The organism is Rhodococcus sp. BP-349 (assembly GCF_019835845.1).
Lineage (GTDB): Bacteria > Actinomycetota > Actinomycetes > Mycobacteriales > Mycobacteriaceae > Rhodococcoides.
This window is the reverse complement of sequence record NZ_JABUDR010000001.1, coordinates 1753795-1769211: the sequence shown is the minus strand read 5'-3', so window position 1 is coordinate 1769211 and position 15417 is coordinate 1753795. Positions and strand designations below refer to the sequence as shown.

13 protein-coding genes are annotated in these 15417 nt (G+C 67.7%); 9 read left to right on the top strand and 4 right to left on the bottom strand.

The window, feature by feature from the left end:
* Window position 1: 1 nt before the first annotated feature.
* Together HQ325_RS08440 and HQ325_RS08435 are read left to right on the top strand one after the other, a co-directional pair.
* Window positions 2-3787 (top strand): multifunctional oxoglutarate decarboxylase/oxoglutarate dehydrogenase thiamine pyrophosphate-binding subunit/dihydrolipoyllysine-residue succinyltransferase subunit, encoded by a 3786-nt coding sequence (locus HQ325_RS08440; RefSeq protein ID WP_222628022.1) that lies wholly within the window; start codon window positions 2-4, stop codon window positions 3785-3787.
* A gap of 82 nt (window positions 3788-3869) precedes the next feature.
* On the top strand, window positions 3870-4508 hold the full coding sequence (locus tag HQ325_RS08435; RefSeq protein WP_308014313.1) for an AAA family ATPase: 639 nt from the start codon (window positions 3870-3872) through the stop codon (window positions 4506-4508).
* Window positions 4509-4513: 5 nt separating this feature from the next.
* Here the strand turns inward: HQ325_RS08435 and HQ325_RS08430 are convergent, their stop codons facing one another.
* Entirely contained in the window at window positions 4514-5545 is a 1032-nt protein-coding gene (locus tag HQ325_RS08430; protein WP_222628020.1) for a beta-ketoacyl-ACP synthase III, read from the bottom strand.
* Between the two features lie 103 nt (window positions 5546-5648).
* Entirely contained in the window at window positions 5649-6275 is a 627-nt protein-coding gene (locus HQ325_RS08425) for a TetR/AcrR family transcriptional regulator (protein WP_222628019.1), read from the bottom strand.
* Window positions 6276-6344: 69 nt separating this feature from the next.
* On the opposite strand from HQ325_RS08425, the gene HQ325_RS08420 reads away from it, so the two are divergent.
* Genes HQ325_RS08420 through HQ325_RS08410 form a run of 3 tightly spaced genes read left to right on the top strand, consistent with a single transcriptional unit; the run spans window position 6345 to window position 9685 of the window.
* Window positions 6345-7928 (top strand): NAD(P)/FAD-dependent oxidoreductase, encoded by a 1584-nt coding sequence (locus HQ325_RS08420; protein ID WP_222628017.1) that lies wholly within the window; start codon window positions 6345-6347, stop codon window positions 7926-7928.
* Window positions 7925-8764, top strand: coding sequence for an SDR family oxidoreductase (locus HQ325_RS08415; protein WP_222628015.1), 840 nt, complete (start codon window positions 7925-7927; stop codon window positions 8762-8764). Before HQ325_RS08420 ends, HQ325_RS08415 begins: the two co-directional genes overlap by 4 nt.
* 9 nt (window positions 8765-8773) lie before the next feature.
* On the top strand, window positions 8774-9685 hold the full coding sequence (locus HQ325_RS08410; RefSeq protein WP_222628013.1) for an alpha/beta hydrolase: 912 nt from the start codon (window positions 8774-8776) through the stop codon (window positions 9683-9685).
* Here the strand turns inward: HQ325_RS08410 and HQ325_RS08405 are convergent.
* Window positions 9665-10498, bottom strand: a complete 834-nt coding sequence (locus tag HQ325_RS08405) for a glycine betaine ABC transporter substrate-binding protein (protein WP_222628011.1) — start codon at window positions 10496-10498, stop codon at window positions 9665-9667. The genes HQ325_RS08410 and HQ325_RS08405 overlap by 21 nt on opposite strands.
* 113 nt (window positions 10499-10611) lie before the next feature.
* Here HQ325_RS08405 and HQ325_RS08400 point away from each other — a divergent pair, with 113 nt between their 5' ends.
* The 4 genes from HQ325_RS08400 to HQ325_RS08385 are packed head-to-tail and all read left to right on the top strand — an operon-like array spanning window position 10612 to window position 14037.
* Entirely contained in the window at window positions 10612-11550 is a 939-nt protein-coding gene (locus tag HQ325_RS08400) for an ABC transporter substrate-binding protein (protein ID WP_308014355.1), read from the top strand.
* The gene (locus tag HQ325_RS08395; protein ID WP_222628007.1) at window positions 11547-12683 is read left to right on the top strand and encodes an ABC transporter ATP-binding protein; all 1137 of its coding nucleotides are present in this window, start codon (window positions 11547-11549) and stop codon (window positions 12681-12683) included. The genes HQ325_RS08400 and HQ325_RS08395 overlap by 4 nt, the downstream gene beginning before the upstream one ends.
* Entirely contained in the window at window positions 12683-13360 is a 678-nt protein-coding gene (locus tag HQ325_RS08390; RefSeq protein ID WP_222628006.1) for an ABC transporter permease, read from the top strand. The genes HQ325_RS08395 and HQ325_RS08390 overlap by 1 nt, the downstream gene beginning before the upstream one ends.
* Window positions 13357-14037: an ABC transporter permease gene (locus HQ325_RS08385; protein ID WP_222628004.1), complete on the top strand. Its 681-nt coding sequence runs from the start codon at window positions 13357-13359 to the stop codon at window positions 14035-14037. Before HQ325_RS08390 ends, HQ325_RS08385 begins: the two co-directional genes overlap by 4 nt.
* Before the next feature lie 6 nt (window positions 14038-14043).
* Here HQ325_RS08385 and HQ325_RS08380 read toward each other — a convergent pair whose 3' ends face one another.
* Window positions 14044-15261: an NADP-dependent malic enzyme gene (locus HQ325_RS08380; protein WP_222628001.1), complete on the bottom strand. Its 1218-nt coding sequence runs from the start codon at window positions 15259-15261 to the stop codon at window positions 14044-14046.
* Window positions 15262-15417 lie beyond the last annotated feature (156 nt).

Here is a 15417-nt window from a genome sequence, read left to right as displayed (position 1 = left end):
CGTGAGCAGCAGCTCTACAACACAGTTCGGACAGAATCAGTGGTTGGTCGACGAAATGTACCAGCGTTTCAAGACCGATCCGTCGTCGGTCGACGAGAGCTGGCACGAGTTCCTCGCCGACTACACGCCCGAGCAGAACGGTAGCGGCGATCCCGCCACCGACACCGAGACCACCGCAGCCGCACCCGCTTCCGCGAAGGGCGCGACCGAGAAGCCTGCTGCGCCGAAGACCGAGAAGTCCGCTGCACCGAAGGCCGACAAGCCTGCTGCACCGAAGACCGACAAGCCGGCACCGAAGGCGGAGACCAAGCCCGTGACCACAGCTGCCCCCGCGAAGTCGACCGCCGCCGCCGGGCCGGCCGAGAAGAAGTCCGCGGCCGTGCCGCCCGCACAGCCGGAGTCGGACGCGCCGAAGGAGGACACGACCAAGGTGCTCCGCGGCGCCTCGGCCGCGGTCGCCAAGAACATGGCCGCCTCGTTGCAGATCCCGACGGCCACCAGCGTGCGCGCCATCCCCGCGAAGCTGATGATCGACAACCGCCTCGTGATCAACAACCACCTCGCGCGCACCCGCGGTGGCAAGATCTCGTTCACTCACCTGCTCGGCTACGCCATCGTGCAGGCGGTCAAGTCGTTCCCCAACATGAACCGGCACTTCGCCGAGATCGACGGCAAGCCCAACGCGGTCACCCCCGCGCACACCAACCTCGGCCTCGCCATCGACCTGCCGGGCAAGGACGGTTCGCGGTCACTCGTCGTCGCCGCCATCAAGGGGTGCGAGGAGTTCACGTTCAATCAGTTCCACACTGCGTACGAGGACATCGTCCGTCGTGCGCGCGACGGCAAGCTCACCGCCGCCGACTTCAGCGGCGTCACGATCTCGCTGACCAACCCGGGCACCATCGGCACCGTGCACTCGGTGCCACGTCTGATGAACGGCCAGGGCACCATCATCGGCGCCGGCGCCATGGAGTACCCCGCAGAGTTCCAGGGCTCCAGCGAGGAGCGCATCGCCGAGATGGGCGTCGGCAAGCTGATGACGCTCACCTCGACGTACGACCACCGCCTCATCCAGGGCGCGGAGTCGGGCGACTTCCTTCGCACGATCCACAACCTGCTGATCAGCGACGAGTTCTACGACCAGATCTTCCACGGTCTGGCCATCCCGTACGAGCCGATCCGCTGGCGTCGTGACCTCCCCACGGGCGGCGTCGACAAGAACACGCGCGTCCTCGAGCTCATCGCGGCCTACCGGAACCGTGGCCACCTCATGGCCGACACGGATCCGTTGATGTTCACCAAGGACAAGTTCCGGATGCACCCGGACCTCGACGTGATCAGCCACGACCTGACGCTGTGGGACCTCGACCGCGAGTTCCAGGTCGGCGGCTTCCACGGCCAGGACAAGATGAAGCTGCGTGACGTGCTCAGCGTGCTGCGCGACTCCTACTGCCGTCACGCCGCCATCGAGTACACGCACATCCTCGAGACCGACCAGGTGGCATGGCTCCAGGAGCGCGTCGAGGCCAAGCACGTCAAGCCGACGGTCGCTCAGCAGAAGTACATCCTGAGCAAGCTCAACGCGGCCGAGGCGTTCGAGACGTTCCTGCAGACGAAGTACGTCGGACAGAAGCGCTTCTCGCTCGAGGGCGCGGAGTCCGTCATCCCGATGATGGACTCGGTCATCGACCAGTCCGCCGAGCACGCCCTCGACGAGGTCGTCATCGGCATGCCGCACCGTGGACGCCTGAACGTGCTCGCCAACATCGTCGGCAAGCCGTACTCGAAGATCTTCACCGAGTTCGAGGGCAACATGAACCCGGCCGCCGCACACGGGTCGGGCGACGTGAAGTACCACCTCGGTGCCGAGGGCAACTACATCCAGATGTTCGGCGAGAACGACATCAAGGTCTCGCTCACGGCCAACCCCTCGCACCTCGAGGCGGTCGACCCGGTCCTCGAGGGCCTGGTGCGCGCCAAGCAGGACATGCTGAACAAGGGCGACTCGTCCGACGGCTTCTCCGTCCTGCCGCTCATGCTGCACGGCGACGCGGCCTTCGCGGGCCAGGGCGTGGTGGCGGAGACGCTGAACCTCGCGTTGCTGCGCGGGTACCGCACCGGCGGCACCGTGCACATCGTCGTCAACAACCAGGTCGGTTTCACCACGGCGCCGGAGCACTCGCGCTCCAGCGAGTACTGCACCGACGTCGCGAAGATGATCGGCGCACCGATCTTCCACGTGAACGGCGACGACCCGGAGGCGTGCGCCTGGGTGGCTCGACTGGCGGTCGACTTCCGTCAGAAGTTCCACAAGGACGTCGTCATCGACATGATCTGCTACCGCCGTCGCGGCCACAACGAGGGTGACGATCCCTCGATGACGCAGCCGGCGATGTACGACGTCATCGACACAAAGCGCAGCGTTCGCAAGAGCTACACCGAGTCGCTCATCGGTCGTGGCGACATCAGCCTCAAGGAGGCCGAGGACGCACTCCGCGACTACCAGGGCCAGCTCGAACGCGTCTTCAACGAGGTGCGCGAACTCGAGAAGTACACCCCGGAGCCCAGCGAGTCCGTCGAGCTCGACCAGCAGCTGCCCGCCAAGCTCACCACCGCGGTGGACAAGTCGGTCCTGCACCGCATCGGCGACGCGTTCGTCGACGTCCCGGACGGCTTCACCGTGCATCCGCGCGTGCAGCCCGTCCTCGACAAGCGTCGCGAGATGGCCTACGAGGGCAAGGTCGACTGGGCGTTCGGCGAACTGCTCGCACTCGGCACGCTGATCGACGAGGGCAAGCTCGTGCGCATGTCCGGCCAGGACACCCGTCGCGGCACGTTCACGCAGCGGCACTCGGTCATCATCGATCGCAAGACCGGTGAGGAGTACACGCCGCTGCACAACCTCGGCAGCGACGATCCGGGCAAGTTCCTGGTCTACGACTCCGCGCTGAGCGAGTACGCGGCGGTCGGCTTCGAGTACGGCTACTCCGTGGGCAACCCGGACGCGCTGGTGCTGTGGGAGGCGCAGTTCGGCGACTTCGTCAACGGTGCCCAGTCCATCATCGACGAGTTCATCTCGTCCGGTGAGGCCAAATGGGGACAGCTGTCCGACGTCGTGCTCCTGCTGCCGCACGGCCACGAGGGCCAGGGCCCCGACCACACCTCGGGACGCATCGAGCGGTTCCTGCAGCTGTGCGCCGAGGGATCGATGACGGTCGCGGTGCCGTCCACGCCGGCGAACTACTTCCACCTGCTGCGTCGTCACGCACGTGACGGCATCCAGCGGCCGCTGGTCGTGTTCACCCCGAAGTCGATGCTGCGCAACAAGGCTGCGGTCAGCAACATCGAGGACTTCACCGACGGCAAGTTCCACTCCGTCTTCGACGAGCCCACCTACGACTCGGGCGACGGCGACCGCAAGAAGGTCGAGCGGGTGCTCATGGTCAGCGGCAAGCTGTACTACGAGCTGCTCGCCTTCAAGCAGAAGAACAAGCGGGACGACGTCGCCATCGTGCGTGTCGAGCAGCTCTACCCGATCCCGAGCCGCCGCATCGCGGAGGCGCTGGACGGCTACCCCAACGCCACCGAGTACCGGTGGGTCCAGGAGGAGCCGGCGAACCAGGGTGCGTGGCCGACGTTCGGTCTCGCGTTCCCGGAGTTGCTGCCCGAGCGTCTGTCCGGCATCAAGCGCGTCTCGCGACGTCCGATGTCCGCACCGTCGTCGGGTTCGAGCAAGGTCCACGCGGTCGAGCAGGCCGAGATCATCGATACGGCCTTCAACGGGTGATCGCTCACCTGCGACGCTGCCACTGAGCCGGATCGAGTTCACTCCACGGAGGGGATTCGATCCGGCTTCGTGGTATCTCCAGGTGCCCGTCGTCGACGAGATCGTGCGCACGGGGCTCGAATTCGACAGTCCCGTGACCATCATCGTCGGGGAGAACGGAACCGGGAAGTCGACACTGATGGAGGCGCTGGCCGCCTGCTGGGCCTTCGGCCTCGGTGCGGCCGACGCGATGTGGTCACCCGGCGGCGGCGCGCAGGACACCGACCTGCACAAGCACCTGACGTGCCACGGTGCCCTACCTCGGCCGCAGGGCGGGTGTTTCCTGCGCGCCGAGACGATGCACGGATTGTTCGAGTCCGCGGACTCCCGGCGGGTCCGCGACACCGACGTCGTCTACAACGCACTGTCCCACGGGCAGTCGTTCCTGCGCTACGTGGCGGATCGCCCTGTCGCAGTGGGGCTCTGGTTGATGGACGAGCCTGAGGCCGCCCTGTCCTTCAACTCGTGCCTCGCGTTGATCTCGGTGATGAAGGAGCTGGTGGAGGAGGGGTCACAGATCGTGATGGCGACCCACTCACCTCTGCTGGCAGCCATGCCCGGAGCACGCATCCTCGAACTCGGCGACGACGGCCTGTCGGCGACGACGTGGGAGGAGGCACAGGTCGTCCGGGACTGGTCGGCGTTCTTCGACGGTCCCGAACGGTTCCTGCGCCACCTCTGACACGGCTAGGCGGTCGGAGCCGCCGGCAATGTGACAACCTGGCCGGCGAAGGACAGGCCGGCGCCGAAACCGAGCAGCAGGGCGGTGTCGCCCTTCTTCGCCTTGCCGGTGCGCAGCACTTCTTCCACCGCGAGCGGGATGGAGGCGGCCGAGGTGTTGCCCGCCTCGGCGATGTCGTGCGCCACCGGGATGTCCTCGGCAAGCTCGAGACTCTTCGCCAGCAGATCGGTGATACGCGAGTTCGCCTGGTGCGGTACGAAGACGTCCAACTCCGACGCCGTCAGCCCTGCCTTGTCGAGCGCCTCGCGCGCCACCTTCGCCATCTCGAACGCGGCCCAGCGGAAGACGGCGATACCGGTCATCGCGATCCAGGGACGATCGGCGTTCGGATCCTCCTTCAGGTCCGCGAAGTACTGCAGCCAGTCCTTGTCCTGCTTGATGGCGTCGGACTGCGAACCGTCCGAACCCCAGACGACCGGTCCGATGCCGGGCTCCTCGGTGCGGCCGACGACCATGGCGCCGGCGCCGTCACCGAAGATCATGCGGGTGCCGCGATCGTCGGGTCGCGTCGTGACACTCAGGTGCTCGGTGCCGATGACCAGAACCTTGTCCGACGTGCCCGCGCGGACCATGTCCGAGGCGAGTGCGAGGCCGTAGCAGAAGCCCGCGCACCCGGCACCGAGGTCGAAGGCGCCGGGGCCACCGGTACCGAGAGCGTCGGCGATGATCGAGGCGGCGGGAGGCGTCAGGAGCAGGTGGGTGGAGGTGGCGATGATGACGCAGTCGATCTCTGCGGCGTCCACGCCCGAGTTCTCGAGCGCACGGCGACCGGCCTCGATCGACATGGACACGACGTTCTCGTTCTCGCCGGCGAAGCGGCGGGACTCGATGCCGGTGCGCGTCCGGATCCATTCGTCACTCGAGTCGATGGTCTTGCAGATCTCCTCGTTGGTGACGACACGCTCGGGCCGGTATGCCCCGATACCCAGGATTCCTGAGTGTCGCGTCTCGGTCGGGATACTGATCTGCGCGCCCATCGAAGGCCGTCCTCTCGTGCTGCTGACCGCCGCTCGTGCGTCGGTGTACGCACTCACGTTACTGGTGCGGACCGGCCGATCGGACGGGGTGTGGCTCGGAGTGTCATCCTGCGTCGACCCCGGACCACGACAACTCGCTCACGTCGTCCGCAGGCAACGCCACGGCCGGCAGCGCGTGCACCAGCAATTCGATGAGCTCGTCGCGGCTCAGATCCTCCTGGTTCAGCCATGTGATGGTGACCTCCTCGCAGAACGCCACCCACCCGCGGATGGCCAGCGCGATCCGTGGCGTGCGCTCGACTCCGAGCAACGGAAGTTGCGACACCGTGCGCTCGACCATCACGTCGCGGGTGCGCTCGAAGACGGCCCGCATGTCGGGGTCCCCGCTGGCGGTGCCGCGGAGGAGCGAGACGTAGCTGGCGCGATGGTCGGCGACGTAGTCGACGTACGACGCGAGCGCCGACGCGAGCGTGGTCAGCGGGTCGAGTCCGACGGGCGGCTCGGTGGCGTCGAGCATCTGGCGACTGGTGTGCTCGACGATCGCGACGTGGAAGTCGTGCTTGGACGAGAAGTAGTGGAAGAGCAGCCCGCGCGAGACGCCCGCCTGATCGGCGATGTCCTCCACCGAGATCGCGTCCAGGGTGCGCTCGGAGAGCATCTCGACACCGAGGTCGATGAGTTGAGCCCGCCGTTGTTCCGGGCTGAGCCGCGTGCGCTTCCCGCTGTCCATGCTCCTGATCCTACTGAACATTCGTCAGTAACTGTTGACCTACACTCAATAAGGACCTAGTCTGAGTTCATGAGTCTTCCAGTCACAGATACCGACGCTGTCGCTGCACGCTACGTCGACACGATCATCATCGGCAGTGGTTTCGCGGGACTGGGCGCCGCGATCAAGCTGAGTCAGCAGGGAAGCACCGACTTCCTCGTTCTCGAGCGCGGCAGCGACGTCGGCGGGACGTGGCGGGACAACACCTACCCCGGCGCCGCCTGCGACGTGCCCTCGCACCTCTACTCGTACTCGTTCGCGCTGAACCCGGACTGGACGCGTTCGTTCTCCCGTCAGCCGGAGATCCAGAAGTACATCGAGAGTGTCGCGCGGCAGTACCGCGTGTACGACCGCCACGTGTTCGACTGCCACGTCGAGTCGGCCCGCTGGAACACCGCCACCTCGCAGTGGGACATCGTGACCACGCAGGGGAACTTCACGGCCAAGAAGGTCGTGTCCGCCGTCGGCGCGCTGTGCGAGCCGAACCTCCCGGACATCGCCGGCATCACCGACTTCCAGGGCGAGATCTTCCACTCGGCCCGCTGGAACCACGACGCGAGCCTCGAGGGCAAGCGCGTCGCCGTCATCGGTACCGGCGCCTCTGCGATCCAGATCGTCCCGGCCATCGCGCCGACGGTGGCCCATCTCGACGTCTACCAGCGCACCGCCCCGTGGGTCCTCCCGCGCTTCGACCGCGAGTACACCCGCATCGAGAAGCTGGCGTTCAAGTACCTCCCCGGCTACCAGCGTCTGTCACGCACCGGCATCTACGCCGCGCGTGAGACTCAGGTCGTCGGCCTCACCCGCGTCCCCAAGCTCATGAAGGCGTTCGAGTTCATCGCGCGCCGACAGATCGCGAAGGGTATCCGCGACACCGAGCTGCGTCGCAAGGTGACGCCGAACTTCCGCATCGGCTGCAAGCGCATGCTGATCTCCAACAACTACTACCCGGCACTGGATCGACCGAACGTCGACCTGGTGACCGACGGTATCCGTGAGGTGCGGGCGCACTCCATCGTGACGGCGGACGGCACCGAGCGTGAGATCGACGCCCTTGTGGTCGCCACCGGATTCCACGTGACCGACTCCCCCACCTTCCAGGGCATCTTCGGCAAGGACGGCCGCTCGCTCGCCGAGGTCTTCGACGAGCGCGGACAGCAGGGATACAAGGGCGCCACGGTCGCGGGTTTCCCCAACCTGTTCTTCCTGGTCGGACCCAACACGGGCCTGGGTCACACCTCGATGGTGTTCATGATCGAGTCGCAGCTGAACTACGTGATCGACGCGCTCAACACCATCGACGAGCACGATCTCGGTGTCGTCGAGGTGCGCCGCGAGGTGCAGGACGAGTTCAACGCCGACCTGCAGACCAAGCTCAACAAGACAGTGTGGCTCAACGGCGGCTGCGCGAGCTGGTACCTCGACAAGCACGGCAACAACACGACGCTGTGGCCGGACTTCACGTTCGAGTTCCGCCGCATCACCCGCAACTTCGACCTCGAGGCGTACGACGCCGTCACGGCCTCCGACGTCGCGAGGCCGGTGAGTGCCGTCGACGGATCCCCCACCCCTGCCACGACCGACAACGACGACGAGAAGGCGATCTCCCGATGAGCGAGTTCCGTGGACGAGTGGCCGTGGTGACCGGAGCCGGATCGGGGATCGGCCGCGCACTGGCTCTCGAACTGGCCTCGCGCGGAGCCCGACTCGCATTGTCCGACGTCGACTCGGTGGGCCTGGCCGCCACTGTGGCGGCCGTGGAGCAGCGCGGCGCCGAGGTCCGCAGCGACCACCTCGACGTCAGCGAACGCGGCAGCGTGCTCGACTACGCCGAGACCGTACGTCGACACTTCGGTGCCGTGAACCAGGTCTACAACAACGCGGGCATCGCCTTTCACGGTGACGTCGAGAAGACCGAGTTCAAGGACCTCGAACGCGTGATCGACGTCGATTTCTGGGGCGTCGTCAACGGAACGAAGGCGTTTCTCCCGCATCTCATCGAGTCGGGAGACGGTCATGTGATCAATGTGTCCAGCCTCTTCGGCCTCCTCTCGATCCCGTCGCAGTCCGCCTACAACGCAGCGAAGTTCGCCGTGCGAGGCTTCACCGAGGCGCTGCGCCAGGAGATGCTGATCGCCCGCCACCCGGTCCAGGTCACGTGTGTCCACCCGGGCGGCATCAAGACCGCGATCGCCCGCAACGCGACCGTCGCCGAGGGTCAGGACCAGAAGTCGGTGGCCGAGTTCTTCGACCGTCGACTCGCGAAGACCACCCCGGAACAGGCCGCCCTCGTGATCCTGCGGGGAGTGGAGAAGAACAAGGCCCGCGTGCTCATCGGCAACGACGCCCGAGCGCTCGACGCCCTCGCCCGCATCACGGGCTCGAGATACCAGGACATCATCGTGAAGCTGTCCTCACGCGTCCTGCCGCGGACGACCACCCAGCGGTAGGTTCAGGCGATGCGACCGATGACTCTGCCGTTGCCCGTGGTGTCGCGGGTTCTGAAACCGGTGTTCCGGGTCATCCTGAATCCACGCCTCCCGGTTCCGCTGCAGCGCGCGCTGCTCGAGGTCGCGGCCCGGTCGCTGCCCCTGCCCGAGGGCACGGTGGTCCGCAGCGGGACCGTGGGCGGTGTTCCGGTCGAACGGGTCACGGTCGGTGCCACCGTCCGCCGCACCGCCGTGCTGTATCTGCACGGCGGCGCGTACACCCTCGGGTCGCCACTGACGCACCGCGTCGTGACGTCGTCGCTCGCACGGGACAGCGGCGCCGTCGTGGTGGCGGCGCACTACCGGCTGGCTCCGGAGCATCCCTGCCCGGCAGCACTCGAGGACGCACTGGCCGTGTTCGACGGGCTGGTCGCCGACGGCTTCGCCCCGGACAGCATTGCCGTGGTGGGTGATTCGGCCGGCGGCGGCCTGGCCGCCGCGACGACCCAGGCGCTCGTCGACCGCGGAACCCCGCCGTCGTGCGTCGCGATGATCTCGCCGTGGGCCGATCCGGCGGACCAGGACTTCCCGGCACCGCGTGACTTCCTGCTCGACTCTCGCTGGTTGCGGAACTCGGCTCGTCAGTATCTCGGAGACGGTGATCCGACCGATCCGCGCTACGCCCCTGTGCGGGGCTCGTTGACCGGCTTTCCCGAGACGCTCGTCCAGTACTCCGCCGACGAGATCCTGCGGCCTCAGATCCTCCGCTTCGCCCGAGCGTTGAGCGATGCCGGTGTCACCGTCCGCTGCACCGAGTTGACCGATCTGTGGCACGTCGCCCACCTGCAGGCCACTCTGCTGGCCGAGTCGGCAGCGGCGGTTCGGGAGATCGGCGTCTTCGTCCGCGACGCGACCACCGAGTCAGAAGGACTGCATTCCTAGCCAGCTCTCGGCCACCGCACCCGGATCCTCGCCGCCGCGAACGCGTTCGACCATCTCCGCCAGATCCGCGGTCGTGAGTTCACCGGCGACGATCTGCAGCGGACGGTCCAGCGTCTCGTCGACGGCGCCCTTGCGGACGAGCGGGACGAGAACGTCGGCGATCAGGCCGTCGCGATCGTCGGCGAGCACCACGCCGGTCGCGTCCACCCCCGCGATCCGGTCCGAGGCTCGGACGACGGTCACCTCCGGAGGACCTGCAGGAGCGAACGCACAGCCGTAACTCTCGGCGAGGGCCCGCGTCACCGCGGCCGCGTCCACGCCGGGGTCTATGGCCGCGGAGAGACGGGAACACTGCGGAGCCAGAGCCGACAGAGTGGCTTCCGGAAGAGCCGCTCCCGCAGCCGCAGTGACGGACACGGTCGGCCCGTTCTCCGCGAGACCCTGGTCGGTGACGGCCAGCCACTCCGGCAGTGCGCGCGCCAGATCGGCGTAGACGTCCTCGGGCGCCCGCGCATCCGACGACGGATCCAGTTGCGTTAGAAGCATTCCCGTGAAGCTCGGGACCAGCGCGATGGAGGCGTCGTCGAGGCCGGCGAGTGCGCCGGGCAGGCCGCCGACGGTGTCCACCCGAGCCGCCGCTCCCCCGCGCGACAGCGCCCCGGCGTACAGGTGCGCCAGTACCGTCTGCACCGGAGTTCCGGTGTCGGCGATCGTCAAGGGCCGAGTCGTTCCCTCGGGGTCGCCGGTGCTCGAACACCCGGCCACCATCGAGGCCGCGAGCAGCGCCGCGACGGCCGACCTGCAGACCCGCATCGACCATCCTCTCGAACCCGGTACCGGCGTTCCGGCGCCGAAAGTGGGCCGGTGTCGGGGCCTATCGTTACACTCGAGCAGTGAACACGACACGTCGCACCACCTCACGTTCCGTGCGCGTCGCCGCCACCGCTCTGGTGGCCGCAGCAGCACTCACCCTGTCCGCCTGCGGCGGCGACTCGGACCCACTGAGCAGCGGCGGTGAAGGTGGTAGCGGAGGCGATCCGAACACCATCGTCGTCGGTTCCGCGAACTTCACCGAATCCGAGATCATCGCGAACATCTACGCCGACGCCTTGAAGGCCAACGGCTTCGATGCCAGCACGCGCCTGTCCATCGGCAGCCGCGAGGCGTACATCCCGGCCGTCCGCGACGGCTCCATCGACCTCATCCCGGACTACACCGGAAACCTGTTGCTGTACTTGGACCCCGAAGCCACGGCCACGGCTCCCGACGAGGTGAACACCGCCCTCACCGCGGCGCTGAGCGACGATCTCCTGGCATCCACGCCGGCGCCCGGTGAGGACAAGGACGCCGTCGTCGTCACGCGGGAGACCGCGACGCGCTGGAACCTGACCAACATCTCCGACCTCGCGCCGTACGCGGGTGAAGTCAAGTTCGGCGGACCGCCCGAGTTCGCCGAGCGCCCCGTCGGTCTGCCCGGCCTGCGCGACAAGTACGGCGTCGACATCCCCGCCGCCAACTTCGTGCCGATCTCCGACGGCGGCGGTCCGGCCACCGTGGCCGCTCTGGCCGCGGGAGACATCACCGCGGCGAACCTGTTCACCACCACTCCCGCGATCGTGGAGAACGACTTCGTGGCACTGGGCGACCCGGACAACAACTTCCCGGCTCAGAACGTGGTCCCGGTCTACAACGCGTCGAAGAAGTCGGACAAGCTCACCGCCGTCCTGGACGCCGTGTCGGCCAAGCTCACCACCGTCGAGCTGCTGGCGCTGAACCAGGAGGTGGCGGGCGATGCGAAGACGGAGCCCGCAGCCGCCGCGAATGCCTGGGTCGTCGAGCAGGGTCTGGACAAGCCGGTCTCGTGATCTCGTTCGAGGGCGTCACCAAGCAGTACCCGGACGGAACGCTCGCGGTCGACTCTCTCGATCTCCGGATCGAGGATCGGTCGTTCACCGTCTTCGTCGGCCCGTCGGGTTGCGGCAAGACGACCTCGATGCGGATGATCAACCGGATGATCGAGCCCACGTCGGGCACCATCAGCGTCGACGGTCGAGACATCTCGACCGTCGATGCGGTCAAGCTCCGGCTGGGCATCGGCTACGTCATCCAGAGCGCCGGACTGCTGCCCCACCGCACCGTCGTGGACAACGTCGCCACCGTCCCCGTGCTCACGGGACGTTCGCGCAAGGAGGCCCGTCGCGACGCGATGGAGGTTCTCGAGCGCGTCGGCCTGGATCTGTCGCTGGCCACTCGGTATCCCGCGCAACTGTCGGGCGGCCAGCAGCAGCGGGTCGGCGTCGCGCGCGCCCTGGCGGCCGATCCGCCGATCCTGCTGATGGACGAGCCGTTCAGCGCGGTCGACCCCGTGGTGCGCGAGGACCTGCAGGCCGAGATGCTCAGGCTGCAGGCCGATCTGAAGAAGACCATCGTCTTCGTCACCCACGACATCGACGAGGCCATCAAGCTCGGCGATCGCATCGCGGTGTTCGGCACCGGCGGGACGTTGCAGCAGTACGACACACCCGACGTGGTGCTGTCGGCTCCCGCGACAGACTTCGTCGCGACCTTCGTCGGACGGGACCGTGGCTACCGCGGGCTGTCGTTCCGGCACGGTGACGGGGTGTCCCTGCATCCCATCACGACGGCGTCGGAACACGACGCGGTGTCGGTCCGCCTCGACGAGGGTCAGTGGCTGCTCGTCGTCTCCGCCGAGGGCCGTCCGCGAGGCTGGATGGACGTCACCGGCCTCGAGGCGCTCAAGGCCGGCGCGAGTGTCGAGGACAGCACCTCCGCGGGCGGCTCGCTGTACCCGCCCTCCGGTGACCTGCGGCAGGCGCTGGACGCCGCCATCTCGTCGCCGTCCGGCGTCGGGGTGGCCGTCGACGCCGACGGCAGTGTCCTCGGCGGCATCGACGCCACCGAGGTGGTGGCGCTGCTGGCGGACCAACGCCGTGCCGAGGACCGCGAGCGCGGCCGCCAGTACTTCGAGAAGCCCTGATGCGCTGGCTGATCGACAACATCGACATCGTCCTCGAGCTGACGCGGACCCACCTGTACCTGTCGCTGGTGCCGCTGCTCGTCGGACTGGTCGTCGCGGTTCCCGTGGGCGCAGCCGTACGCACGGTGAGTTGGCTCCGGCGCCTCACCCTCGTGGTCGCGAGTGTCGCGTTCACGATCCCCTCGCTCGCACTGTTCGTCACCATCCCCCTGATCGCGGGACTGCGCGTCCTCGATCCGCTGAACGTGGTCATCGCACTGACCGTGTACTCCACCGCGCTTCTCGTCCGGGCGGTGCCCGAGGCACTGGACTCCGTGTCCCCCGCCGTCGTCGACGCAGCCACCGCGGTCGGCTTCGGACGGTTCCGCCGTGCCGCGACGGTCGAACTGCCGCTCGCTCTTCCCGTTCTCGTCGCCAACGTCCGCGTCGTCGCGGTCACCAACATCTCGATGGTGTCGGTCGGGTCCGTCATCGGCATCGGCGGACTCGGACAGCTGTTCACCCAGGGCTACCAACGTGACTACCCCGACCAGATTCTGGCGGGGATCATCGCGATCGTCGTGTTGGCGTTGATCTTCGACGCGCTGCTGTTCCTTCTCGGGCGCGCACTGACGCCGTGGACCCGCGCCGGTGCGCCCACGACGCGGCGGCGACGAGTGACGGGGGCACGCGCATGAGCATCTTCTCCGACGCGATCGGCTACATCCTCGACGGCGCCAACTGGTCCGGCGGCACCGGCATCGCGACACGGCTCACCGAGCACGTCTGGTACAGCTTTCTCGCCGTGCTGTTCTCCGTCGTCGTCGCGGTTCCGCTGGGACTGCTGATCGGGCACCTGCGCCGCGGCGAGGTGGCCCTGGTCGGCCTGGTGAACAGCCTGCGCTCGCTGCCGACCCTGGGCGTGCTCACGTTCCTCGTCCTGCTGCTCGGGCTCGGCCTGGTGCCCCCACTGATCGCCCTCGTGCTCCTGGGCATCCCGCCCATTCTGGCCGGGACGTACGCGGGTGTGGCCAATGTCGACGCCACCGTCGTGGACGCGGCACGCGCGATGGGCATGACCGAACGCCAGGTGCTGTTGCGAGTGGAGATCCCCAACTCGCTGCCGCTGCTGCTCGGGGGCATCCGCAACGCCACCCTGCAGGTCATCGCCACCGCCACGGTCGCCGCATTCGTCAACCTGGGCGGCTTCGGGCGGTACATCTTCGACGGTCTGGCGCTCTACAGCTACGACCGAGTGGTGGTCGGCGCGATCCTGGTGGCCGTGTTGGCTCTGGTGGCGGACGGCCTGCTGGCGCTCGCCGTGTGGGCCTCGGCGCCGGGGACGGGGCGGCTGCGCCGCGCGCCCCGTCTCTGAGACGTCTCAGGCGACGCCGTCCGCCTTCGCTGCCGCGGCCACTGCCGCCGCGACGGCCGGAGCGACCCGCGGGTCGAGCGGGCTGGGCACGATCATGTCGACGCTCAGATCGTCACCGACCACGGACAGGATCGCGTCCGCGGCGGCGAGCTTCATGTTCTCGGTGATGCGCCGCGCGCCCGCATCGAGAGCACCACGGAACACGCCGGGGAACGCCAGCACATTGTTGATCTGATTGGCGAAGTCGCTGCGCCCGGTGGCGACGATGGCGGCGTACTTCTTCGCGTCCTCCGGATGGATCTCCGGGTTCGGGTTCGAGAGGGCGAAGACGATGCTGTCGTCGGCCATCGACGCGATGAGCTCGTGCCCGATCTTTCCCGCGGACACCCCGAGGAACACGTCCGCGTCGGTCAGAGCGTCGGCGGCCGTTCCGGTGAGGCCGCGCGGGTTGGTGCGCGAGGCGAGGTCGACCTTCACGGGATTGAGGTCGGAGCGGTCGGAACCGACGATGCCCTTGGAGTCGAGCACCACCACGTCCGAGATGCCCGCGGCGAGCAGGATGTTCGCGCATGCGACACCCGCTGCGCCCGCGCCGGAGATGACGACACGCAGACCGGCGAGTTCCCGCTTCTGCACTGCCACAGCGCCTTTCAGTGCAGCCAGGACGACGATGGCCGTACCGTGCTGGTCGTCGTGCATCACCGGGCAGTCGAGTGCCTCGACGACGCGCTTCTCGATCTCGAAGCACCGGGGTGCCGAGATGTCCTCCAGATTCACGGCTCCGAAGCTGGGGCGCAGACGGATCAGCGTCTCGACGATCTCGTCGACGTCATTGGTGTCGAGCACCAGCGGGATCGAGTTCAGGCCGGCGAACTTCTTGAACAGCGCCGCCTTGCCCTCCATGACGGGCAGCGAGGCGCGCGGGCCGATGTCACCCAGACCCAGCACCGCGGAGCCGTCGCTGACCACCACCACGAGTCGCTCGGTCCAGGTGTACTTGTTCACCAGCTCCTGATCGGCGGCGATCGCACTGCTCACCTTGGCCACCCCGGGGGTGTACGCGATGGACAGGTCGCGCTTGGTCTCGAGCGGCGCGGTGAGCTCGACGGACAGCTTGCCGCCCACGTGGCTGAGGAAGATCTCCTCGTCCGTGATGGTCGTGAGGTCTTCGCGGGCAGGCCGGAGGCCGGTCGGGTGTTCGGTCGGATCTGTTGCGGCGGTCACTGGGGGCGCTCCTTCATCGTCCGCACGACGGGTGCGGATCACAGGCGTGAGGGGAAGTCGAGGTACGCGCCCGGGGGATGAGAACCGAGGGCAGGCGACATCTCGATGCGTGCGCGGCGGGTGAGCCGACTTCGCGCGCCACCGACGAGCGGTGAC